Origin of the sequence: Tepidibacter mesophilus (genome assembly GCF_002724055.1) — a bacterium.
GTDB classification, from domain to species: Bacteria; Bacillota; Clostridia; order Peptostreptococcales; family Peptostreptococcaceae; genus Tepidibacter_A; species Tepidibacter_A mesophilus.
In genome coordinates this window covers 15,066-39,225 of sequence record NZ_BDQY01000026.1, presented here as the reverse complement: position 1 = coordinate 39,225, position 24,160 = coordinate 15,066, and the positions used below count along the sequence as shown (strand labels likewise).

Below are 24,160 nucleotides of genomic sequence, written 5' to 3'. Positions count from 1 at the left end.
ATTTTTGAGCAACGGAGTACGTTGGGACTCGTTGGCAACATGAGCAATGCGTTAGTATAAAGTGAATTTTTGTACATAATTATGAATATAAACTTAGGAGGAATAAGAATGAAAAAATTAGGATTAAATGAAATAAGAAGTAGATTCTTAGATTTTTTTGAAACAAAAGATCATTTAGCAAAAGGAAGCTTTCCATTAGTTCCACAAAATGATAATAGCTTACTTCTTATAAACGCTGGAATGGCTCCACTTAAACCGTATTTTATGGGAAAAGAAATACCGCCTAATAAAAGAATGGCTACTTGTCAAAAGTGTATAAGAACTGGAGATATAGAAAATGTAGGTAAGACAGCAAGACATGGTACTTTCTTTGAAATGTTAGGTAATTTTTCTTTTGCAGACTATTTCAAAAGAGAATCTATAAAGTGGGGTTGGGAGTTTATAACAGAAAATTTAGAAATACCTAAAGATAAGGTATGGGTTTCTGTATATGAAAATGATGATGATGCTTATGATATATGGAGTAAGGAAATGGGATTTCCAGAAGAAAGAATGGTTAGACTTGGTAAGGATGATAATTTCTGGGAGATAGGAACTGGACCTTGTGGACCATGTTCAGAACTATACTATGATAGAGGCGAAACTTATGGATGTGATAATCCTGATTGTAAACCAGGATGTGACTGTGATAGATATATAGAGTTTTGGAATCACGTATTTACACAATTTGATAAGGATGAGCAAGGAAATTATAATGAACTTGCAAGCAAAAATATAGATACAGGTATGGGTCTTGAAAGAATGGCTTGTATAATGCAGGGTGTAGATAACATATTTGAAGTTGACACTATAAAATATATATTAGATTCAGTAGTTAAATTATCTAGTGTTGAGTATGGAAAGGATAATAAAACAGATATATCTATAAGAATAATAACTGATCACATAAGAGCAACATCTTTCTTAATAGCAGATGGAGTATTACCTTCTAATGAAGGAAGAGGATATGTTCTTAGAAGACTTTTAAGAAGAGCTGCAAGACATGGCAAGTTACTTGGTATAAAAGGAGCATTTTTATATGAATTAATGGATAAGGTTGTAGATATAAGTGGAGATGCTTATCCTGAACTTGTTGAAAAGAAAGATTATGTTAAAAAGGTACTTAAAATAGAGGAAGAAAGATTTGAAGAAACTATAGATCAAGGTATAGAAATATTAAAGTCGTATATAGATGAACTAAAAGAAAACAATGAAAAAGTTTTATCTGGAGAAAATGCATTTAAATTATATGATACTTATGGATTCCCAATAGATTTAACTAAGGAAATACTTGAAGAGGAAAATCTTGAGGTTGATGAAACGTCTTTTGAACAAGAGATGCAAAAGCAAAGAGAAAGAGCTAGAAATGCAAGACAAAATGGAGAGTCAGATGGTTGGAAAGAAGATGTGTTCTCAAAGCTTGATAATGATATAAGAAGTGAGTTCGTAGGTTATACATCTTTAGACAACGAGTGTATAGTTAAAGCTATGGTAAAAGGAAACGAAATAGTAACTGAGGCTCATAATGGGGAGAGTGTAACTATAATACTTGATAAGACTCCTTTTTATGCAGAAAGTGGAGGTCAAGCAGGAGATAAAGGTATATTATCAAATGATAACTTTGAAGGGGATGTATTAGATACTAAAAAAGGTATAAATAATAGGATACACCATGAGGTTATAATAAAATCAGGAAGTTTGAAGTTAAATGATAAGGTGTGTGCTTTAGTAGAAAAGAAGATAAGAATGAATAGTGCTAGAAATCACTCTGCAACTCATATTCTTCATAAAGCATTAAAAGAAGTTTTAGGAGATCATATACAACAAGCGGGATCACTTGTAACTGCTGAAAGGCTTAGATTTGACTTCACTCATTTTGAATCAATTTCAAGTGAAGAACTTTCAAAGATAGAATTAATAGTGAATAGTCAAATTATGAACTCGTTAGATATTAGTGCAACTGAAATGTCTATAGCTGATGCTAAGAATATGGGAGCTACAGCTTTATTTGGAGAAAAATATGGAGATGTTGTAAGGGTTGTTTCTATGGGTGAGTACTCTGTTGAACTTTGTGGAGGAACTCATTTAACTAATACTTCTCAAATAGGAATGTTTAAAATACTTTCAGAGTCAGGGGTAGCATCAGGAGTTAGAAGAATTGAAGCTATAACTGGAATGAGTGTTTATGAATATTTAAACAAGAAGGAAACTGTTATAAATGAAGTATGTGCTACCTTAAAGGTTAAAGAAGATAACATTATAAATAAAGCTAAGTCTATTGTAGAAGAACTTAAGGATTCTAATAAGGAATTAGACTCTATAAAGAATAAATTAGCCATGGCTTCAGTTGATGATGCAATAACTAGAAAAGAAATCAATGGTGTAAATTTAATAACAGCAAAGTTTGAAGATATGGATATGAATGCTTTAAGAAATATGGGGGATAATCTAAAAGATAAATTTGGATCATGTGTCGTAGTAATCGCAAATAAAGCTGATGATAAGGTTAACTTTATAGTTACTGCTACAAAAGATGTGGTTCAAAGAGGAGTTCACTCTGGTAATATAATAAGAGAGGTTGCTAAGGCTGCTGGTGGAAATGGAGGAGGAAGACCTGACATGGCACAAGCTGGAGGTAAGGATTCTTCTAAAATAACAGAGGCTTTAATGAAAGCTAAAGAAGTATTAGAAAATCAAATTAAGTAATAATAGAACAGGAGCGAACTAATGCTCCTGTTTTATGTTATAATAGGATATTATGTAATAAAAATATACAAAAGAGGTGTTAATTATGGAAAATATGGACTATACTATGAAATTTGAGGCATCGAAAGAAGATAACCTAAGTGTTGATCAAATAATAGAAAGTGTTTATGCTGCTTTAGTTGAGAAAGGATATAATCCTATAAATCAATTAATCGGTTATTTATTATCTGGAGACCCTACATATATAACTAGTTACAATAATGCAAGAAGCTTAGTTAAAAAATATGAAAGAGATGAGATATTAGAGGAAGTTTTAAAAAAATATCTAGAAGGAAAGTAGGTAGACGAATTTGAAAAAGAAGTTTTTAGTATTATTTTTGCTAATAGTTGTACTAATTAATTCTGCACCCGACATGAGTTTTGCAAATGAAAAAGGAAAAGTCATATTAATAAATATAAATAGAACTAGTATAACTGATTTTGAAAATATAGAATATCTAAATAATAAAATGAATGAAACTGGATATGTAGGACTTATGAATATAAAAGGCTCAAATGGAACTTCAGATATAAGGTCCTATGCAAGTATAGGTGCAGGAACTAGAGCTTATATAAATCCGTTAGACATAGACTTTAGAACTTTAAATGAAAATAACAAAGAGATATACCTTAGAAGAACTGGTATAAATCCTGGATATATAAATAATTTAGATGTTAACAAAACTAATGTGTCTAATGAAAAAGGAGAATACGGAGCATTTTTAGGTGCTATTGGATATGAATTTAATAATAAGAATCTGGATTTAGCTATTTTGGGAAATGCAGATACTGATGAAGAAAAAAATAGAGAGATAGCTCTTATAGGAATGGACCAAAATGGACAGATTGAAAATGGAAATATAGAGGATATTAATATTAAAGATCAAACTATGCCGTTTGGAATAAGAACAGACTATGATAAGTTAAAAGAAGAAACACAAAAGTATTATGATGAAAATAATCTGCTCATTGTAGAACTTGGAGATACATATAGGTTAGATATGTATAAAGAAAATTTAAATGAAGCTTCTTATGAAAAAATAAAAAGAGAAATATATTCTAATATAAGTGATTATTTAGAAAAAGTATTCGAAATATCAAATAAAGACGATAGAATATATATTATTAGTGCTTATCCTGAAAAGCAAGACTATATAGATGGATACAGTTTATCTCCTATAGTTTTATTTGATGGAGAGGGAAAAGGATTAATAACATCTGGGACAACTAGAAGAAAAGGTGTTTTATCAAATTTAGATATATCTGCTGATATATTCGATTACTTTGGAATAAAGTCAGATGTTATAGTTGGAAAAACTATACAGAAAATTTCATATGATAATAATATGGAATTTTTATCAAAAGATTATGATAAAATAGTATCTAATATGAAAATAAGAATACCTGTACTTTATACTTATGCCGCATTTGAGATGATAATGTGGATAATAATGCTTGTAGCAATATTCTTTAGGCATAAGACTCCTAAAAATACATTTAGAGTTTTGTGTGCTATATTGAAATTCACAATATCTATACCATTTGTATTATTGATAGCGCCTTTACTTAATTATTCAACTAAAGGATCCATAATAACTTGTATAATAGGGCTACTAATAATTGTTTACTTTATAGTATATAAATTTGTAAAAGATGATTTGAGCAAACTTATACTTCTTAGTGCATTAGTTGCTGGGGGTGTATTAATAGATGGTGCTACAGGTCAGAATATGATAAAAAGCTCATTACTTGGTTATGATCCTATAATTGGAGCTAGATACTATGGTATAGGAAATGAATATATGGGAGTTTTGATAGGTTCTTTAATATTCTCAGTTGTAGGTATGCTGCAAAAAAATATAATAAATAAAAAAGTAGCATCTCTAATACTTCTTGCATCAATAGTAATACTAGGACATCCTAAAATGGGAGCTAATGTAGGTGGAACTATAACAGCAGTATTTTCATTCTTATATTTGATAATGACGCTTTATGATATAAAAGTAGATTTAAAGAAGATGATTTTTATAGGAGTTGCTGTAGTCGGGGTAGTATCTACTATGGCAATAATAGATATATACTTTATAAAAAGTCAATCTCATTTAGCAGGAGCTATAAAGAAAATAACATCTGGAGGACCTTTTGTAATACTTCAGATAATAACGAGAAAAATTGCAATGAATATGAAGTTAATAGGAGTATCTATATGGAGTAAGGTTTTAATATTAGGACTTTTAATAGTAATTGTACTATTTCAAAAACCTGTTGGAATACTTAAAAAAGTATGCGATAAATATTCATATCTTGCAAAAGGATGGACTAGTATTATAGTTGCAAGTATAATTGGATTTTTAGTTAACGATTCTGGTGTAGTTGCAGCTGCGACTAGCATAGCTTATGTTATAATACCTGTACTTGTCTTACTTACAAAAGAACTAGATACATCAAAATGATTTTAAGTCCCTGTTAATCAGGGACTTATTTTAAGGTGAAATTTACGATAAGGATGGTGAAAACCTTGGAGTACAATATATTAGGCAAAAGCGGATTTAAAGTTTCTAAAATGTGCTTTGGAGCTTTAACCATAGGACCACTTCAACGAAATTTTAATGCAGAAGATGGAGCAAAAGTTATAATTGAGGCCTTTGAAAGAGGTGTTAATTTTATAGATACAGCAGAACTTTATGGTACATATAAACATATAAATGAAGCATTTAAAAGTTATCAAAGGGATACGATAATACTAATGACTAAATCATATTCTTATTCTAAAAAAACAGCCGAGGAAAGTCTGAAAAAAGCAATGAAAGAGATGAATACTGATTATATAGATGGATTCTTGCTTCATGAACAAGAAAGCGAACACACATTAAGGGGACATTGGGAGGCTATGGAATATTTCATCAAAATGAAGGAAAAAGGATATATAAGATCTGTTGGAATATCTACTCATACAGTATCAGCAGTAAAAGCTGCTTCAAAAATTGATGAAATAGATATTATTCATCCAATAGTCAATAAATCAGGGATTGGCATACACGATGGAAGTATAGAAGATATGATAGATGCTATAAAAGAAGCAAAAAAAAATAATATAGGCATATACGCTATGAAACCTCTTGGGGGAGGAAACCTAATACACTCCTATGATGAATCATTGGATTTTGCACTTAATTTAGATATACTAGATTCAATAGCCATAGGAATGCAATCAAAAGAAGAAGTAATAGCTAATATTTTCAAATTTGATGGAAAAGATATACCTCAAAATATAAAAGATAAGTTAAACAATAAAAAAAGAGAACTTAAAATAGCTAATTGGTGTGAAAGATGTGGTGCTTGTGTATCAAAATGTCAGCACAGAGCATTATCTATAATAGATGATAAGGTAGTTATAGATAAAAATAAATGTGTACTATGCGGATATTGTTCAAAATACTGTAAAGACTTTTGTATAAAGATAATTTAGGAGGAATTTATGAAAAGAATAATGGGGCTTGATGTAGGTAATAAAACAATAGGTGTAGCGGTTAGTGATTTGATGGGACTCACAGCCCAAGGGATTACAACGATAAGAAGAAAAGGTATAAAAACAGATTTGATAGAGCTAGATAGAATAATAAAAGAAAAAGAAGTTACAGAAATAGTTGTAGGTCTTCCTAAGAATATGAACGGAACACTTGGACCTCAAAGTGAGAAGGTTGTTAAATTTACTGAAAAATTAAAGACTATAACTGATCTTGAAATAAAGTTTTGGGATGAAAGACTTACAACTGTTGCGGCTGAAAGATCATTAATTGAAGCTGATGTGAGTAGACAAAAAAGAAAAAAAGTAATAGATATGCTAGCTGCTGTACTTATTTTACAAGGATATCTAGATATGACAAGAAATATATAATATTGCTATATTAAATTTTAGGACTTTGGTATATAATAATAGTAAATATAAAAATTTAATGAGGTGACTTTAATGGAAGAAAATATAGTAACATTAGTAGATGAAGATGGATTAGAGATTCAATTTGAAGTTATAATGACTTTAGAAGCTCAAGATAATGAATATGCAATACTTATGCCGTTAGAAGAGAATGATGATGAAGAAGCATACATATTCAGAATGGAAGAAGAAGTAGATGGAGAATATGCTATTGTTCCTATAGAAGATGATGAAGAGTATGAAAACGTAGTAGCTGTATATCATACTTTAATGGAAGAAGAAGGATTAGAATAATATGATTTTTAAAATTCATACTAGAAATAGTATGAATTTTTTTTTGCACAAAATACAACGTTGACATTCATTATCATATGAAATATAATGTATTTATGAAATGAGAACTGTTTTAAATTAAGTGTGGGAGGAATTGCAATGACTTTAGATAAAATAGATAGAGGACAAAAAATAGAAATATTAGAAATACCAAATGAAAAAATTAGAGTACAGGCTATAAGACTAGGTCTTTATGAAGGAGCTAATTTAATTTGCTCTCAGAAGGTATTTGCAGGACCAATAGTTTTAAAAAATAGATTTCAAGAAATAGCTATAGGACGAAAATTAGCCAAAACCATAAAAGTAAAAGCAGTATAGGAGGAAATTAAATGTCTACATGTCATACTTATAATCCAAGCGTAACTATAAAAAATAGTGATATAAAATTAGTCTTAGCAGGTAATCCAAATGTAGGTAAGTCTGTGTTTTTCAATTACTTAACGGGTATTTATGTTGATGTATCGAATTTCCCAGGCACTACTGTAGATATAAGTTCTGGAAGGTTTGAAAATTATGTTGTAATGGATACTCCGGGAGTTTACGGAATATCTTCGTTCAATGATGAGGAAAGAGTAGCAAGAGATGTAATTCTTTATGCAGATATAATATTAAATGTTGTAGATGCTCTTCATTTAGAAAGAGACTTATTTTTAACTCAACAATTAATAGACACAGGAAAACCTGTGATAGTAGCTCTTAACATGATGGATGATATAAAGCGGAATGGAATAGAGATAGATATAGATAAGTTGTCAAAAGAATTAGGTGTTAAAGTAATACCTACAAGTGCTATAAAAGGTCAGGGACTTAAAGAGGTAAGAAATAGCTTAAATGAAGCTAGAGTAGGTAATATAATAGATATAGTAAAAGAAAAAACTAGTGAGATAAAAGAGATAGCAGATTTTGACTCAGAAAGACTATTGATACTTGAAGAAGATGAGAATTTATTAAAAAGACATGAAGTAAGTGATTCTCCTAGTTTAAGAGAGGATATATATAATCAAAGAAGAACTAGGATAGATTTTATTATATCTAGTATAATAGAACAAACTAATGAGGGCGCATCTTTTAGAACTAAACTAGGAAGATGGATGGTTGAACCTTTAACCGGAATACCGATATTACTTTTAACATTGTATATGATATACCAATCTGTAGGTGTATTTATTGCCCAAACTGTTGTTGGTGTAACTGAAGAGATCATAATGGGACAATATTATTACAATATTATAATGAATACTGTTGGAAAATTAGTATCAGATACTTCCTTTATAGGACACTTATTAATAGGAGAGTTTGGCGTTTTAACTATGGCTCCTATATATCTATTAGGACTTTTACTACCACTTGTTGTAGGTTTTTATTTCTTCTTATCTATATTAGAAGATACAGGGTATCTTCCAAGGATAGCGACATTAGTAGATAGAATGCTAACTTTTATAGGCCTTAATGGTAGAGCTATAATACCTATAATACTAGGATTTGGTTGTGTAACAATGGCAACTGTAACGACAAGAATATTAGGATCTAAAAGAGAAAGATTTATTGCTACTATGCTTTTGGGTCTTGCAATACCATGTTCAGCTCAATTAGGAGTTATAGCAGGTCTTATAGCTTCTTTGGGAACTAAATATACATTTATTTATATAATTACAATAGTACTTGTATTTGGTATTGTAGGAGTTTTATTAAATAAATTTATGAATGGTGAATCTACTGATTTGTTGATAGATTTACCACCACTTAGAATGCCTAAAGTTTCAAATGTTATGAAAAAAACATATTTAAAATCTAAAATGTTTATAATAGAAGCAGGACCTTTATTTGTATTAGGGGCTGTTATAATAACTGTTCTTCAGGATACAGGAGCTTTAGATGGTATAATAGATTTATGTGCTCCTATAACACAAGGTTTCTTAAAGCTTGATCCAAGGGTTGCTCAAACTTTTATAATGGGTATTATAAGAAGAGATTTTGGAGCAGCTGGACTGACAGATTTAGCATCTCAAGGAGTTTTAAATTCACCACAGCTGTTAGTGTCTTTAGTAGTTATAACTTTGTTTGTTCCTTGTATAGCTGCTATTATGGTTATATTTAAGGAAAGAAGCTGGAAGGAATCTGCTGCTATATGGATAGGAAGTTTTGTTATATCTTTCTTAGTTGGAGGAATATTAGCACAGTTTATATTATAATAATAAAATATATAAAGAAATTCTTGAGCATAACAACTCAAGAATTTTTTTAAATAAATATAAGGGTGGAAAATTTCAACTTGTAGAAAGGTGGAGTTGTGATGGAGATTAAATGTCCAACATGTGGGTATAATATAAAGGATAGTAAAAATATAAAATGCCCAAGATGCAATGCTAGTTTGGCTGATTTTTTTAAGTGTAGTGGAGTTTGTAAAAAGTGTAATCTAAAGAAAGAATGTAAAAAATAATATTTAATAATTTCAATTGAAAAAATATCAATTGATAAAGCTTGACATAACCATAAAATATGGATAAAATATTAAATGAAAAGAATTATTATTTGAAAATGTAGGTGATTATATGGAAAATTATATAGAGGTAGTGAAACTTAAATTAAAAGAAGAAGGTTATAAATTAACTCCGCAGAGAAGATCTATAGTTGACATAATGATAAAAAATGAAGGAAAACATTTGAATAGTGAAGAAATATATGATTTAGTTAAGGTAGCGTGTCCAGAGATTGGACTTGCAACGGTGTATAGAACTCTTCAGTTATTAGATGATATTGGAGCTGTATCTAAGCTTAATTTAGATGATGGGTGTTGTAGATATGAGATCAGCTCAGATGATGAATCACATAATCACCACCATCTTATATGCAAAAAGTGCAATAAAATAATAGAAGTTGAAGAGGATTTACTAGAGACTTTAGAAGAACAAATAGAAAAAAATTACGGATTTAAGATATTTGATCACGATGTTAAGTTTTTTGGGATGTGTAATAGCTGTAAATAAACCCCGTGGCATTCGCCATGGGGTTTTTAAAAATCAAAGTTTATATTTAAATGTACATATGACTACCAAAAAATATACGAACGTATAAATCAATTCAAATATATTTCCAGATAAGCTACCCACTTTAAATGGTGCTAGAGAAATTTTTTTATTAGATATTGGATAAAATATAGGTATTCCCATTTTAGTAAATATATCACCTAATAATATATGTGAAGCATAGCTAATTGAACTAAATAGTGCAAGTTGTGGACAGTTTATTAATGATTCTATTTCCTTTAATAAAAAATATAAAAGTATAATACCGATTAAACTATGAGTAAAGCCTCTATGTTTTAGCCATGGGGTGACTCCTATAAATATAGACAATGAAATAAAAGCAAATGGAGTTTTTATATAATACAAAGATAAGCATAGTATGAATGCTAAGGCTGAAAATAAGGATTTTCGAAGTGTAGTATGTTTTAATTTATTTTCTATAAATATTATCAATATAAAGCTTAATATAAAATTAAAAGTTAGATTTTTATTTATGTATATTAATATAAAAAAAGTAATCATATTAATCAAGTAAAGCGTATATCTGTAAATAGCTTTAGAAAATGAACTTTTTATTAATAAATTAGAAACTGTAGAATGAGATTCATCTATGTCTGGAAGTAAGGAACAAAATGACGAAATCATGAATGTTAATGGAGAAAGTGGTTTGTCGATTAATATCGAAGTTTCGACAACTGTCAATACTCCTATTGCAAAGTGACTTACGCCTCTCATGGGTAACCTCCTTAGTTTGAATAAGATTTAATTTGAGAATATCAAAATAAAATAAATTTGTCAAAAAATTATTCTATTAAATATATATAGATGTATGATAAAATGTATAAGTACTATGGTAATAGTTGGACGTTTTTTATTATTACCTATTTAAAAAAATGAACGGGTAAAACGGACAATTTAAATATAAAAGGAGATGATTTTATTGATGAGAAAAACGAACAAGTTAAAAATAATTCCTCTGGGAGGGTTAAGTGAGATAGGAAAAAATATGACTGCTATTGATTATAAGGATGAAATAATAGTTATAGATTGCGGTCTTAGTTTTCCTGAAGATGAAATGTTAGGTATAGATATAGTTATACCTGATATTAGTTATCTTTTAAAGAACAAAGATAGAGTTAAGGGTATATTCTTAACTCATGGACATGAAGATCATATAGGTGCTCTTCCTTATGTATTAAAAAAATTAAATGTACCTGTATATGGCACAAAGTTAACTATAGGACTTGTAGATGTGAAATTAAAAGAGCATAGACTTAATAATGTAAGTCTTAATATAGTTAAGCCTAAAGATATAATAAAAACTGATTTAATGGAAGTTGAATTTATAAAAGCTACTCATAGTATACCGGATGCATGCTCAATAGCTATTCATACAGAATTAGGTGTGATATTCCATACAGGAGATTTTAAAATAGATTATACTCCTATTGATGGAGATGTTATGGATTTTCATAGAATAGCAGAACTTGGGAAAAAAGGAGTTTTAGTTATGTTGGCGGACTCAACTAATGCTGAAAGATCGGGTTCTACAATGTCAGAGAGAACAGTGGGTTCATCTCTTGATGATATATTTAAAGGAGCTAAGAAAAGAATAATAGTTGCAACTTTTGCTTCTAATATACATAGAGTACAGCAAATAATTAACTCTGCTTATAAGTATAATAAAAAAGTAGCTGTATCTGGAAGATCTATGGTAAATGTAGTAAATGTAGCTAAGGAATTAGGATATTTAACTCTGCCAGAAGATATATTGATAGATCTTAATGAAATGAAAAATTACGAGCACAATGAATTAGTTATAATAACTACAGGATCTCAAGGAGAACCTATGTCAGCTCTTTCTAGAATGGCAGCATCAGAGCATAAAAAGATGGAAATTGAAAAAGGAGACTTAGTAATAATCTCTGCTCATGCTATACCTGGAAATGAAAAAACAGTTTCAAGAGTTATAAATCAGTTGTTTGAAAAAGGAGCAGAGGTTATATATGATGATTTAGCTGATATACACGTTTCAGGACATGCTTGCAAAGAAGAATTAAAACTTATGCATAGATTAGTTAATCCTAAATACTTTATACCTGTTCATGGGGAATATAGACACTTAAAACAACATGCTGAACTTGCAAAATCATTAGGAATGCCAAGTGAAAATATATTTACAATTAACACAGGATCTGTTGTTGAATTTGGCAAAAGCCATGCAAGACTTGCAGGATATGTTCCTTCTGGAAATATACTTGTAGATGGACTTGGTGTTGGAGATGTTGGAAATATAGTTTTAAGAGATAGAAAACACTTATCAGAAGATGGACTTATGGTTGTTGTCGTAACTATATCAAAAGAAAATGGAAAAGTTATAGCAGGACCTGATATAATTTCAAGAGGTTTTGTATATGTTAGAGAATCAGAAGATTTAATAGAAAAAGCAAAGGTTGTAGTAAGAGAAGCTTTAATTCAATGTGAAACTAAGCAAATAAGAGAATGGGCATATTTAAAAAATACTATAAAAGATGAACTTAAAAATTATTTATATGAAAAAACTAAGAGAAATCCTATGATACTACCTATAATTATGGAAGTTTAATAAATAATTACAAAAAGATGCAATTAATGTTAATTGCATCTTTTTTTATGCTTTTTTTACCAAATCTCAAACTGTATAATAAACCTTTTAAAGTGTCAAAATATAACTAAAATGAGATGAGGTGAAAAGAATGAAAAAAAAGTTAAGTTTAGCTTTAATTATGCTAATAATCATATCCTCATTTACTTCGTTTGCAAATGAAGATATGAATTTAACTTCAAAATCTGCTATATTGATAGATGCGAATAGCGGAACTATTCTATATGAAAAAAATTCCCATGAGAAACTACCTCCAGCTAGTGTTACAAAGATAATGAGTATGCTACTTACTATGGAAGCTTTAAGTGAAGGAAGAATAAAATTAGATGATAAAGTTACTATAAGTGAAAAAGCATCCAGTATGGGAGGTAGTCAATTATTTCTAGAACCTGGAGAGATTAAAACAGTTGATGAATTACTTAAAGGTATAGCTGTTGCTTCTGCCAATGATGGATGTGTAGCCATGGCAGAGCACATCTATGGAAGTGAAGAAGCCTTCGTAAAAAAAATGAATGAAAAAGCACAAGAATTAGGTATGAAGGATACACATTTTGCAAATACTAACGGACTACCTGTAGAAGATCATTACACAAGTGCTTATGACATATCATTGATGTCAAAGGAGTTAATAAAGTACAAGGACATTCATAAATATTTAAAAATATGGATGGATGAAATTGTAGTTGGTAAAAAGCAAAAGAAAATAGGGCTTGTAAATACTAATAAGCTTGTAAGGTTTTATAAAGGTGCTAATGGTATAAAAACTGGGTTTACTAATGAAGCTAAGTTTTGCTTGTCTGCATCAGCAACTAGAGATGATTTGACACTAATAGCTGTAGTTTTAGGTGCCCCTTCATCTAAAGAACGATTTAACGAAGCATCATCTTTGCTAAATTACGGATTTGCTAACTATGAGACTATAAAAATATACGACCAAGGACAAGTAGTAAAAAAAGTAAAATTAGAAAAAGCAGATACTGATAATATAGAGCTTACATGTGAAGAACCTCTCTATTATCTAAACAAAAAAGGAGATAATAAAGATTTCAAAGAAAAAATAGTTATATATGAAAATTTAAAATTCCCTATTGAGAAAGGTCAAAAGATAGGAGAGGTTCAGATTTATAAAGATAAGAAAATTATTATGAAATCAAATTTAGTATCAAATAAAGATGTTAAAAAAGCTGGTTATATGAAAATGTTAAATAAAGTATTAAACTCAATATTAAAATAAAAATTAACGCATAGTTCATGTTGTCAACGAGTCCTAACTGGTTGTGTTGATCTTCAATAATCAATAGCATCTATAAGACGAAAATTATATGATTTTCTAATAAATAAAAAACAGTCTAAGTTTTACTTAGACTGTTCTTCTTTTTATCTATTAGGTGTTAATCTGTTGAATATATTTTGAAGTTCGTTATTAATATCGGTCATAGGCTTTCCAGATTGCATATCTTGTCCTAATCTTTGTAATTGGTCATATACATCATTATCTTGAGTTATAACTACTTTTGTTATATTGCTATCAGCATTTTTGGCAACAGATTCTATTTGATTTTTTAAAGATTCAGTTAAAGTTCCCTTAGGATCTACAGCAACAACACAAGTATCTCCATTCACTGCAACTGAAGAATCTTCAACTCCTTTTAAATCGTTACATTTGTTTCTGATTGTGTTATTTAAACCAGCATTTTTTATATTCATATTGTTTTGATAAGTATAATTTGGATTTTTAGTATTTCCTACATATCCTGTATATTGATTAGTGTTGTAATTTGGATTTCGAGTATCTCCTACATATCCTGTATATTGGTTAGGATTATAATTTGGAGAATTTGGATTTCCTAAATAACCTGTATATGGTACACCTCTGTAGTTATTTGCTGTATTAGGGTATGTTGATTGATAATTAGGTGATTTCATTCCTACATTTCGATCATTTATATTTCTAGCAGCTTGATCATTAGTACAACCTATCATAAACGTAGATAAGCCCAATACTGTTATTGTAGTATAAATTAATGGTTTTGAATTTTTTTTCATAAATACACCTCCTATCAATTAGTCTTTCTTTTTGTATGAATTTTATAACGTTAGATAATTAGCAAGATATGAAAAAAATTCAAAATTAATCAGAAAAGGTAAATGTTCTAGATATTCTCGTAAGTGAATTTATAACTACTGTTATTGTGAGTGTTGCTGGAAGTCTAGGAGATTTTGAAGTAAATATAGTATCAAAATCTATATTGTTTTTTATAAGTAGCGAAGTTAAAGCGTTGACTTGTGCTAATTGAATTTTATCTGAATTTAAAAAACATTTAAATGCTTCGCTTTCTAGTAGACATGATAGTTCACTGTAAAACTTTTTCATAAAAATCTCCTTTCTATGTAAGATATAAACAAAAGACATTCTTCTTTTTATAATATGAAATATATATATTTATGCCACTTGACTATAAAGTAAAACTTAATTGAGCTATATAATGAAATTTCTTTAAAAAAATAGGTGAGTTTGTTATAATAAGTAATATCGTAAGAATAAGAATGGAGAATGAGAAATATGATTGATTTTTTAATAACTCTTCCGGGCATATTAGTAGCCATATCTATACATGAATTTGGGCATGGATACGTAGCATATATGTTAGGAGATGATACAGCAAAAAAAAGTGGAAGACTTTCGTTAAATCCATTAAAACATATAGATCCTATAGGATTTTTAATGTTAGTTATTGCACGTTTTGGATGGGCAAAACCAGTTCCTATTAATTCTAATAACTTTAAGAATGAAAGATTTGGACTTTTTTTTGTTTCAATAGCTGGTGTTGTATGTAATATAATATTTGCGATATTATGTTTATATTTATATAAGTATGAAAAAACATATATAGATATGTATGCATTAAATAGCATAATTTTAAGTGCCATAAGTATAAATATTGGATTTGCAGTATTTAATTTATTACCTATACCTCCTTTAGATGGCTCCAAGATTTTACTATCTATTCTTCCTAATAAATTGCATTATTATTATTTTAAATACGAGCATATAGGAAGCATTATATTAGTAATACTAATGATTACTGATAATATAAGAATAGTAGTAAATCCTATATATATTGTTATAAAAAATTTGATAAATATTATAGTTTAAGGGGTTTGATATGGGATATAATGTAGCTTTAAATTTTTATGAAGGACCAATGGACCTGTTATATGATTTAATAGTAAAAAATAAAATAGATATATACGATATATCTATCTTTGAAATAACCAAGCAGTATTTAGAGCATTTAGATACAATGGGTAAAATGGATCTTGAGATAACTAGTGATTTTATAATAATGGCTTGTAGGCTTCTTGAAATTAAATCTAAATATTTGCTATATAAAAAGAATGAAGAAGAAGAAGATCCTAGAGCAGAGCTTATGCAGCAGCTTATAGAATATAAAAATTTTAAAAATGCATCAAATTATTTGAAGGATAGAATGTATTTAGGAGAAGGCGTTTTTTTTAGAAAAAAAGAAGAAATCTATATAGAAGAAAAAATGGATTTATCAAATTTAAATATAGATATGCTTATGAAATTTTTACCAAGTGTTGTGAAAGAAATAAGAAAAGAAAATACGAAAAACAGATTAGATACAATATATAAAAAGCCTACTATTTCAATAGAAGAAAAAATTTCTTATGTAAAAGATCAAGTAGAGAAAAAAGGCAGCTTATTATTTAAAGATTTGATAAAAACTTCAGATAAAGAAGAAATCATAGTTACTTTTCTATCTGTTCTTGAACTCATAAAAACAAAAAATGTAGTAGTAAAACAAGAGAACTACTTATCAGATATAATAGTTAAAAAGGTAGAGTGATTTTATGAATAACAAAAAGATAAAAAATATTATAGAATCTGTATTGTTCTCATATTCAGATCCTATAACGGTAAAGGAAATAAAAGAGGTAATAAATGAAGATATGAGCTTACGTGATATAGAAAATATATTAATAGAATTACAAAAAGAATATGAAGGCCAAAATAGAGGAATACAAATATATAAGGTTCAAAACAGGTATCAAATGGGAACAAATAAAGAGTATGAAGAATATGTACGAAAGTTATTTGAGCCTAAAAAGAAAAAAAGTCTAACACAAGCTACTCTTGAAACATTGACTATAATCGCTTATAAACAACCTATAACTAAGGTAGAAATAGAAGAAATAAGAGGCGTTAAGTGTGATAAGGCGATATCTACATTGGTTGAACACGATTTTATAAAAGAAGCTGGAAGACTTAATAAAATAGGTAAGCCTATAATATATAAAACTACTGAAGAGTTTTTAAAGTTGTTTGGACTTGATAAGATAGAAGACTTACCTCCTGTTCAAGAAGAAGAAAAACAAGAGTAAAATTTACATAATATGATAGGGTTGTTAATATTTACTACAAAAACCAAGCTTATATCATTGTAGTAAATGTTAATAACCCTTATTTTAAATAATTATATCTTTAAATCTCTGTTTTTATAAAATACATATGTACCTATTAATGATATTACAATAATCATAAATGAAAGTATTATAAAAACAGGATTAATACCCTTTCCTAAAATTATCAATTCAGCTTCAAAGTATTTAAAAGGAGTAAAATATTTTAGATTCTCAAGATTATCGTACATATTTGTTATCATATAAATAATAAAGGTTATAAGTAGTATTCCAGTTGAAATAGAAGAGGTATCCTTCGGATTTTTAAGTATAGAGGCTAATAGTGAACCTATGCACATGAATATCAGTTGCAGACAAAACATACCTAACATTAACATTAATACATTTGCTAATATTGCATCGTTTTCATTAAAATAGTTTACAGCAGCTAATGATGCAATTAATGTAACTATATTTAAAATTATGATATTTAAAAGACATGCTAATAGCTTTGTAGTTACAACTTTACTTCTTGAAATCGGTTTTACAAGCAAAAACTCTGAAGTTTTATCGATTTCTTCTTTTGAGATAGTATAGGATCCTATCATAACAGCGTGTACAGCAGCAATTAATATAAGATATAAGAAAAGAACACCATAAAAGCCAATAAACGTTGACAAATCAAATTTACTTATACCCAGTATATTTAATAAAGATTTAGGGTATATATCTATTATATCTTTTATAGACTGACCTGATTCAGAAAATCCTGCAAATTTACCCATACCTCCACCAATCATTGCAATCATACCTATACACCATATTATAAGTGATTTCATATTAGACTTAATTTCTCTAACAAATATATTCATTAATTACGCCTCCTAGATTTTGAAATTAATAAACTAAACAGCATGAATATCTTTTTTTGAATAAATAACATAACTTGCTGTAATGGAAACTACAATAAAAGCTAAAGTCATAATAATAAAGGGTATTTCATAGTGACCATTTTCTATTATATAAGTAGGATTAAAATACTTAAAAGGAGTCACATATCTAGTCATATCATTAGCATCTGTTGAACTTAAAAAGCTTATAAAATAAAAAATAAATACAGTAGCAAGAGAAATAGAGAGTACTGATTTGATTTTAGGTAATACAACTGAGACAATAAGTCCTAATGACATAAATATTAGTTGAACGAATAGCAATGTTATAGAAATCATAAAAAATATTTTAAAACTGTAGTCTTCATTATTTACAAAAGAAATAATTATATTTGTAGCTATTATATAAATTATATTAGTAATTAATAAAGATACAACTATGGCCATTAGTTTATAAGTTAAAATTTTTGTTCTTGAAATAGGTTTTGTTAAAAGAAAGTCTGATGTTTTTTCACACACTTCTTTTGATATAATTGAAGTGCCCAAATTCATACCTTGAATTGCTCCAATCAAAACTATAAATGTAAAGGGAAAAGAATAGTATCCTAAAATATTATTAAAACTTTCTAAGGAAATTCCTACACCACTTCTTATTGATTCAGGAAAACCTTTTAATACATTTGTTAGTTTTTGAATATCTTTTGAAAAAGAAGGAAACATTGAAAAAAACATAATAGCTACAACAATTAATGATACTGTCCATATAATAGTAGACTTTCTATATGATTTTAATTCATGCAGAAATATATTCATTTTTTCTAATCCTCCTTTGAATAGTAATGCATAAAAATTTCTTCAAGATTAGGTTCGTCTATCCATATATTAGATATATTAACTGATGAGATTTTTTGAATAATGGAATTGATATTACCTTTAAATATAAAATTAACTGTATTTTCTTTTACATCTAACTTATTTACACCTGGTATATTAAATTGATTTTTATCTGGTTTTGATTGTGTTTCAATTTTGAACTTTTTATAATTGTTTTCTTTTAAAGTGCTAATTTTTTCTAGTTTTATTATTTTACCTTCTTTAATAATAGCAACACGATTGCACAGCTTTTGAACTTCACTTAAAATGTGAGAAGAGAAAAAAATTGTTGCACCTTTTTTGTTTGCTTCTTTTAACAAATCAAAAAAGTTTTGCTGCATAAGGGGGTCTAGTCCACTAGTAGGCTCATCAAGAATAATTAGCTTAGGTTCATGAAGCAGACATTGAATTATTCCAACCTTTTTTTTGTTTCCAAATGATAAATCGTCGATTTTTTTATTTAAATCAAGATTCATTACATCTGCTAAAGATTTTATTATTTTACTGCAATCCTTCCTATAAAAACTAGCCGAATACATCAAGAGATCAATAACCTTCATATTATTGTAATAAAAAACTTCAGAAGGTAGATAACCTATTTCTTTTCTTATTTCAGGACCATGCGTTACAACATTTTTGTTAAATATTTTAGCACTTCCACTAGTTGGATGTATTAGAGATAACAGTGTTCTAATGGTAGTTGATTTACCTGCGCCATTTGGGCCAATAAATCCAAAAATTTCTCCTTCTTTAACACTAAAATTTATATCAGCAATACCTCTTGATTTTCCATAACTTTTAGTTAGATTATTTGTTTCAATAACATTCATTTTTAAAACATCTCCTTAAAAATATTAAGCACTGTCTAAAGCGAGAAAACTTAATGTTATTGTTTACAAATAAATGTATATTATTCTTACTTTGGAGGAAATTTGAAGAAAGTAATTAGAGGAATTAATTATATAAAAAAATCGCATTATGCTATAGCATGATGCGATTTTTTTAAAATGATGGTGGAGTGGAAACCCATAGTATAGAAGCGTTTTTATTTGTATTATTAACAATATAATGCTCTTTGTCTGGAGTAAAGTAGAAACTTTCTCCTTTTTTTATTTTAAACTTCTTATTACCTATATGAATTATTACAGAACCTTTTACTATATAACCGAATTCTTGTCCTTGATGAGGTCTATCTATTACAGTTTTACCTCCTGGTTCTATATCTACCAAGATAGGTTCCATTTCATTTTTTTGAGAATTTGGAATAAGCCAATGTATTGTATACTTCAATTCCTCGTTAACAGATTCATAGATATCATCTTTTTTGTAAACAATCTTTTCTTCTACTACCTCATTAAAAAATGCCTTTAAATCCGTTCCTAAGGCTTCTAGAATATCCATTAATGTTGCTATGGATGGAGAAGTTAAGTCTCTTTCGATTTTAGATATAAAACCTTTAGTAAGATCACATCTTTGAGCTAATTCCTCTTGTGTTAATTGATTTAATATTCTCAATCTATTGATTTTTGCTCCGATTTTCAAAATAATCACTCCTAATAAGTAAGGGAAAAATGTTTTATGAATGGATTATGAATGCATGCCACTTTATAAGTATAATACATAATGAATAATATAGCTATATTAGATAATGAGAAAAATATATTATTTAATATAGGTAAAATTTCACGTCCAAGTATTAAATATACAGCAAAATAAAAAAAAGTCAATAGATTACATAAAAAAAAGTATGTATTTTACTTTTTAGGAAACAATATATATATGAAAATTATTATTTATATATTTTTATTTTTGATATTTTTAGGAATAATTATATTAAGTTCTAATATGAAAATAAGAATACAATTAATTAAAAATGGACAAAATGATGAAATAGCATTTAGAATAAAAGGTTTATTTGGAATCATAAAGTATGAAAAAAAATACTCTTTTTTTGATTTATCTCTTAATAAAAAAGGAGTAAATTTGGAAGCAGAAAAAGATACTTCTACGAAAGGAGATTTAATTAATAGTTTTAAAGAAAATTTAAATAATAAAGAAATACTGAAAAATTTCGAAAATTTTAAAAAAACACTTGAATATCTTTTCAAAAAAGCTGATGTAAAAAAAATAAAAATAGATACATATATATCTAATGAAAATGTATTTTTAAGTATATTTTTATTTAACTTTGTAAATATAATGTACAAATATATATACGATAAGGTAAATAGTGATCATTTAAAACTAAATATAAAACCAGGATTTAATGAAAATATATTTAAGATATATATAATAACAGATTTTAATTTAAGAATCATAAATTTTATAAAACTTTTAAAGAACTACAAAACTTTCAAAATAAATAAAGGTGGTGCATAATAATGTCAGAACAACAACATCCAATTGAAGCTTTAATGAAAACTACTATGGAAAATATGAAAGAGATGATTGATGTTAATACTATAGTTGGAAATCCAGTTGAAACATCAAATGGTTCAGTTTTAATACCTATATCAAAAGTTTCGTTTGGATTTGCATCTGGAGGAGGAGAATATAATAAGGGAAGTGGACCAGAAGAAGATTCAAATGATGCATATCCATTTGCCGGAGGGACTGGAGCAGGTGTGACTGTTCAACCTGTAGCATTTATGGTAGTAGAAAAAGATGAGACAAAGCTTATGTATGTAGATCAAAATGCAAATATGTTAGATAATATACTCAATAAAACACCTAAGCTTATGGAAAATATACAAAGTATGTTTTCAGGAAAAGAAAATAGTAAAAATAAATCTAAAAAAGAAGATGAAAATAAGCAAGCAAATGAAGGTTCTAAAAATAATAAAGAAGAAAATTAAAGCTGAAGGCAAAAACTTGCCTTCAGCTTTTCCTATTTGTAACCAAAACAAGCAAATTTAAATAAATTATATTAATGAGTATAGTTTGAACTGAATTAATGTAGAGTTTAAGAAATGTTATTTATATTGTATGAAAGGGGGATTGTTATGGGTAACAAAGTATGTGTTGATGCAGGGAGTGAATATTGCCCTTGTCACTTAGCTAAAAGTGGAGATTGTATAAGTTGTTCTTTACTATCGGGCAAAGATTTGTGTGAGTGTGATTTAAAAGGAATATGTATATACCAAAACTTCAAGAAAAATAACGAAAAAATAATTAAATCTAGAGAAGGTATATTATGCAAGGTATTAAAAAATCAAGAAATAAAAACTAATATATACTTGCTTAGTATAAGTATACCAAAATGGCTAGCATATGAATTGATACATCCAGGATCATATATACTTTTAAAAGATAGAAAGAGAGAAGATGATATGTTTAATAGTCCTATTTCTGTAATGAATATAGACTTGAAAAATCATGTACTAGAGATAGTTATAGAAAGTTTGGGACCTAAGACAAAAGATTTATTAAATAGTGATACAGTATATATAAAAGGACCATATACTAATGGTATATTTGGAATTAAGTATTTCAAACAATTAAAAAGCAAAAAAGTATTGATTTTAACAAAGGGACTCTCAAATGTAACATTGATAAATGCGGTTAATAATCTTTTGAAAAATAATAATGAAGTAAAAGTATTTTTTGATAATTCTGGTAAAAAAATTGAAGAGGTGGAAAGCAAACTAAAAGAATTAGAGGTGGATTTAAAGTATTTCGATTTTAAAAACAATGAAAATCGAATAAAAGAAGAATTAAAAAAAGGTGTAGATATGGTTTTTAGTGCAGGATCTAATAGATTCAATAAAAACATTATGAATATAGTCGATAGTGTAGACGATACAATAAACTTATCTATAACTAATAATAATTTGATTTGCTGTGGAGAGGGCGTATGCGGTGCTTGTATTGTAAATATAAAAGATGAAAAAATAAAAACTTGCAAGACTCAAATAGAGCCAAGAGTATATCTAAAGGAGGCTTTGAAATGAGAAAAGTTGTAGTCATAGGTGGAGGTTGGGCTGGATGTGCTGCTGCTATTAGCGCTAAAAAGGCAGGAGCTGAAGTTATTTTAATAGAAAGAACGGATATGTTGCTTGGTCTTGGAAATGTGGGCGGTATTATGAGAAATAATGGAAGATATACAGCTGCAGAAGAAAATATACTTTTAGGTGGCAGAGAACTATTTGAACTTACTGATGAATATTCAAGACATAAGAATATTGATTTTCCAGGACATAATCATGCAAGTCTATATGATGTAACTTTGATAGAAAGTGCCGTTACAAATAAATTAATTGATATGGGAATAAATATAATTTTTAGAACAAGGGTTATAGATGCATATGTTGAAAATAAAACTATTAAATATATAAAACTAGATAATGATACTAATATTACGGCAGATTCATTTGTAGAAACTACAGGATCAACAGGTCCTATGGGAAATTGTTTGAAGTATGGTAATGGGTGTTCTATGTGTGTTTTAAGATGTCCTTCGTTTGGAGGAAGAGTTAGTATTACTAAAAAATGTGGTATAGAAGACATAATTGGAAAAAGAAAAGATGGAACCTATGGTGCTTTTAGTGGATCTATAAAGCTTAATAAAGAATCTTTAAGCGATGAAATAAGAGAAGAACTAAACAAAAATGGAGTTTGTATAATACCACTTCCTAAGGAAGAAATTAATGAAGAAAAATTAGACATAAAAGTATGTCAACAATATGCATTAGACGCATTTGCTAAAAATATAGTTTTACTTGATACAGGTCATGCAAAATTGATGGCTCCTTTTTATCCTCTAGATAAGCTTAGAAGAATAAAAGGATTTGAAAATGCAAAATTTGAAGATCCGTATTCAGCAGGTATAGGAAACTCTATAAGATATTTATCTATTGCTCCAAGAGATAATAACTTAAAAGTTATAGGTCTTAATAATTTATTTGTTGCGGGGGAAAAAAGTGGCCTTTATGTGGGTCATACAGAAGCTATTTGCACAGGATATTTAGCTGGTCATAATAGTGTTAGAAACATGATAGGAATTCCTCTTTTACAGCTTCCTATAAATACAGTTATTGGGGATATAGTGTCTTATGCAAATGAAATGATGCATAAAGAAGGTGGAGATAAACTTAGATTTACATTTGCAGGATCTATATTTTTTGAAAGAATGAAGGAAAGAAATTTATATACAACCAATCCAGATGTATTATATGAAAGGATTAAGAAGGTTGGGCTTTTGAATATATATGAGGAGAGATTGATTTGAAGAAATTGAAGCTGTGGCATT

Annotated in this window: 26 protein-coding genes; 19 read left to right on the top strand and 7 right to left on the bottom strand. The window is 28.2% G+C overall.

Annotated elements, in window-relative coordinates:
* Positions 1 to 108: 108 nt before the first annotated feature.
* The 10 genes from alaS to Tmeso_RS13625 all read left to right on the top strand — a co-directional run bounded on the left by alaS (position 109) and on the right by Tmeso_RS13625 (position 10,041).
* Positions 109 to 2,745, top strand: a complete 2,637-nt coding sequence (gene alaS / locus Tmeso_RS13665; RefSeq protein ID WP_099192148.1) for an alanine--tRNA ligase — start codon at positions 109 to 111, stop codon at positions 2,743 to 2,745.
* Between the two features lie 82 nt (positions 2,746 to 2,827).
* Positions 2,828 to 3,085: an IreB family regulatory phosphoprotein gene (locus tag Tmeso_RS13660; protein WP_099192164.1), complete on the top strand. Its 258-nt coding sequence runs from the start codon at positions 2,828 to 2,830 to the stop codon at positions 3,083 to 3,085.
* A gap of 10 nt (positions 3,086 to 3,095) precedes the next feature.
* Positions 3,096 to 5,237, top strand: a complete 2,142-nt coding sequence (locus Tmeso_RS13655) for a hypothetical protein (protein WP_099192146.1) — start codon at positions 3,096 to 3,098, stop codon at positions 5,235 to 5,237.
* A 65-nt stretch (positions 5,238 to 5,302) separates the two neighbouring features.
* A complete protein-coding gene (locus tag Tmeso_RS13650) occupies positions 5,303 to 6,253 on the top strand; it encodes an aldo/keto reductase (protein ID WP_099192144.1) in 951 nt (316 codons plus the stop codon).
* A gap of 9 nt (positions 6,254 to 6,262) precedes the next feature.
* A complete protein-coding gene (ruvX, locus tag Tmeso_RS13645; RefSeq protein WP_099192142.1) occupies positions 6,263 to 6,682 on the top strand; it encodes a Holliday junction resolvase RuvX in 420 nt (139 codons plus the stop codon).
* Positions 6,683 to 6,754: 72 nt separating this feature from the next.
* Complete coding sequence (locus tag Tmeso_RS13640; protein WP_099192140.1) at positions 6,755 to 7,015, top strand: DUF1292 domain-containing protein; 261 nt, start codon at positions 6,755 to 6,757, stop codon at positions 7,013 to 7,015.
* A 138-nt stretch (positions 7,016 to 7,153) separates the two neighbouring features.
* Positions 7,154 to 7,372 (top strand): FeoA family protein, encoded by a 219-nt coding sequence (locus Tmeso_RS13635; RefSeq protein ID WP_099192138.1) that lies wholly within the window; start codon positions 7,154 to 7,156, stop codon positions 7,370 to 7,372.
* An 11-nt stretch (positions 7,373 to 7,383) separates the two neighbouring features.
* Positions 7,384 to 9,246, top strand: a complete 1,863-nt coding sequence (feoB, locus tag Tmeso_RS13630; RefSeq protein WP_099192136.1) for a ferrous iron transport protein B — start codon at positions 7,384 to 7,386, stop codon at positions 9,244 to 9,246.
* Positions 9,247 to 9,347: 101 nt separating this feature from the next.
* Positions 9,348 to 9,494: a hypothetical protein gene (locus Tmeso_RS16545; protein WP_187296372.1), complete on the top strand. Its 147-nt coding sequence runs from the start codon at positions 9,348 to 9,350 to the stop codon at positions 9,492 to 9,494.
* A gap of 112 nt (positions 9,495 to 9,606) precedes the next feature.
* The gene (locus tag Tmeso_RS13625) at positions 9,607 to 10,041 is read left to right on the top strand and encodes a Fur family transcriptional regulator (RefSeq protein ID WP_099192134.1); all 435 of its coding nucleotides are present in this window, start codon (positions 9,607 to 9,609) and stop codon (positions 10,039 to 10,041) included.
* 33 nt (positions 10,042 to 10,074) lie between these two features.
* Here Tmeso_RS13625 and Tmeso_RS13620 read toward each other — a convergent pair whose 3' ends face one another.
* The gene (locus Tmeso_RS13620) at positions 10,075 to 10,815 is read right to left on the bottom strand and encodes a metal-dependent hydrolase (protein ID WP_099192132.1); all 741 of its coding nucleotides are present in this window, start codon (positions 10,813 to 10,815) and stop codon (positions 10,075 to 10,077) included.
* Between the two features lie 208 nt (positions 10,816 to 11,023).
* Here Tmeso_RS13620 and Tmeso_RS13615 point away from each other — a divergent pair, with 208 nt between their 5' ends.
* Positions 11,024 to 12,685 (top strand): ribonuclease J, encoded by a 1,662-nt coding sequence (locus tag Tmeso_RS13615; RefSeq protein WP_207653859.1) that lies wholly within the window; start codon positions 11,024 to 11,026, stop codon positions 12,683 to 12,685.
* Between the two features lie 130 nt (positions 12,686 to 12,815).
* Positions 12,816 to 13,958: a D-alanyl-D-alanine carboxypeptidase family protein gene (locus Tmeso_RS13610; RefSeq protein ID WP_099192128.1), complete on the top strand. Its 1,143-nt coding sequence runs from the start codon at positions 12,816 to 12,818 to the stop codon at positions 13,956 to 13,958.
* Between the two features lie 143 nt (positions 13,959 to 14,101).
* Here the strand turns inward: Tmeso_RS13610 and Tmeso_RS13605 are convergent, their stop codons facing one another.
* Positions 14,102 to 14,770 (bottom strand): YhcN/YlaJ family sporulation lipoprotein, encoded by a 669-nt coding sequence (locus Tmeso_RS13605; RefSeq protein ID WP_099192127.1) that lies wholly within the window; start codon positions 14,768 to 14,770, stop codon positions 14,102 to 14,104.
* An 85-nt stretch (positions 14,771 to 14,855) separates the two neighbouring features.
* Positions 14,856 to 15,098 carry a hypothetical protein gene (locus Tmeso_RS13600; RefSeq protein WP_099192125.1) on the bottom strand — a complete coding sequence of 81 codons (243 nt, stop codon included), beginning with the start codon at positions 15,096 to 15,098 and terminating at the stop codon, positions 14,856 to 14,858.
* Between the two features lie 189 nt (positions 15,099 to 15,287).
* On the opposite strand from Tmeso_RS13600, the gene Tmeso_RS13595 reads away from it, so the two are divergent.
* From Tmeso_RS13595 to scpB, 3 genes are read left to right on the top strand one after another with little or no spacing between them, the layout of a single operon-like run.
* Complete coding sequence (locus Tmeso_RS13595; protein ID WP_242967934.1) at positions 15,288 to 15,881, top strand: site-2 protease family protein; 594 nt, start codon at positions 15,288 to 15,290, stop codon at positions 15,879 to 15,881.
* A 10-nt stretch (positions 15,882 to 15,891) separates the two neighbouring features.
* Complete coding sequence (locus tag Tmeso_RS13590; protein WP_099192121.1) at positions 15,892 to 16,596, top strand: segregation and condensation protein A; 705 nt, start codon at positions 15,892 to 15,894, stop codon at positions 16,594 to 16,596.
* 4 nt (positions 16,597 to 16,600) lie between these two features.
* A complete protein-coding gene (scpB, locus tag Tmeso_RS13585) occupies positions 16,601 to 17,131 on the top strand; it encodes an SMC-Scp complex subunit ScpB (protein WP_099192119.1) in 531 nt (176 codons plus the stop codon).
* 92 nt (positions 17,132 to 17,223) lie between these two features.
* Here the strand turns inward: scpB and Tmeso_RS13580 are convergent, their stop codons facing one another.
* From Tmeso_RS13580 to Tmeso_RS13565, 4 genes are all read right to left on the bottom strand, one after another.
* A complete protein-coding gene (locus Tmeso_RS13580) occupies positions 17,224 to 18,021 on the bottom strand; it encodes an ABC transporter permease subunit (protein WP_099192117.1) in 798 nt (265 codons plus the stop codon).
* Positions 18,022 to 18,054: 33 nt separating this feature from the next.
* Positions 18,055 to 18,852, bottom strand: coding sequence for an ABC transporter permease subunit (locus Tmeso_RS13575; protein WP_099192115.1), 798 nt, complete (start codon positions 18,850 to 18,852; stop codon positions 18,055 to 18,057).
* Between the two features lie 5 nt (positions 18,853 to 18,857).
* The gene (locus Tmeso_RS13570) at positions 18,858 to 19,742 is read right to left on the bottom strand and encodes an ABC transporter ATP-binding protein (protein ID WP_099192113.1); all 885 of its coding nucleotides are present in this window, start codon (positions 19,740 to 19,742) and stop codon (positions 18,858 to 18,860) included.
* 172 nt (positions 19,743 to 19,914) lie between these two features.
* The gene (locus Tmeso_RS13565; RefSeq protein WP_099192111.1) at positions 19,915 to 20,454 is read right to left on the bottom strand and encodes a helix-turn-helix domain-containing protein; all 540 of its coding nucleotides are present in this window, start codon (positions 20,452 to 20,454) and stop codon (positions 19,915 to 19,917) included.
* A gap of 237 nt (positions 20,455 to 20,691) precedes the next feature.
* Between Tmeso_RS13565 and Tmeso_RS13560 the strand changes: the two genes are divergently transcribed.
* From Tmeso_RS13560 to Tmeso_RS13545, 4 genes are all read left to right on the top strand, one after another.
* Positions 20,692 to 21,291 carry a hypothetical protein gene (locus Tmeso_RS13560; protein ID WP_099192109.1) on the top strand — a complete coding sequence of 200 codons (600 nt, stop codon included), beginning with the start codon at positions 20,692 to 20,694 and terminating at the stop codon, positions 21,289 to 21,291.
* Between the two features lie 2 nt (positions 21,292 to 21,293).
* A complete protein-coding gene (ytfJ, locus tag Tmeso_RS13555) occupies positions 21,294 to 21,767 on the top strand; it encodes a GerW family sporulation protein (protein ID WP_099192107.1) in 474 nt (157 codons plus the stop codon).
* A gap of 147 nt (positions 21,768 to 21,914) precedes the next feature.
* Positions 21,915 to 22,862, top strand: a complete 948-nt coding sequence (locus Tmeso_RS13550) for a hypothetical protein (RefSeq protein ID WP_099192105.1) — start codon at positions 21,915 to 21,917, stop codon at positions 22,860 to 22,862.
* Positions 22,859 to 24,139 (top strand): FAD-dependent oxidoreductase, encoded by a 1,281-nt coding sequence (locus tag Tmeso_RS13545; RefSeq protein WP_099192103.1) that lies wholly within the window; start codon positions 22,859 to 22,861, stop codon positions 24,137 to 24,139. The genes Tmeso_RS13550 and Tmeso_RS13545 overlap by 4 nt, the downstream gene beginning before the upstream one ends.
* Positions 24,140 to 24,160: the final 21 nt, after the last annotated feature.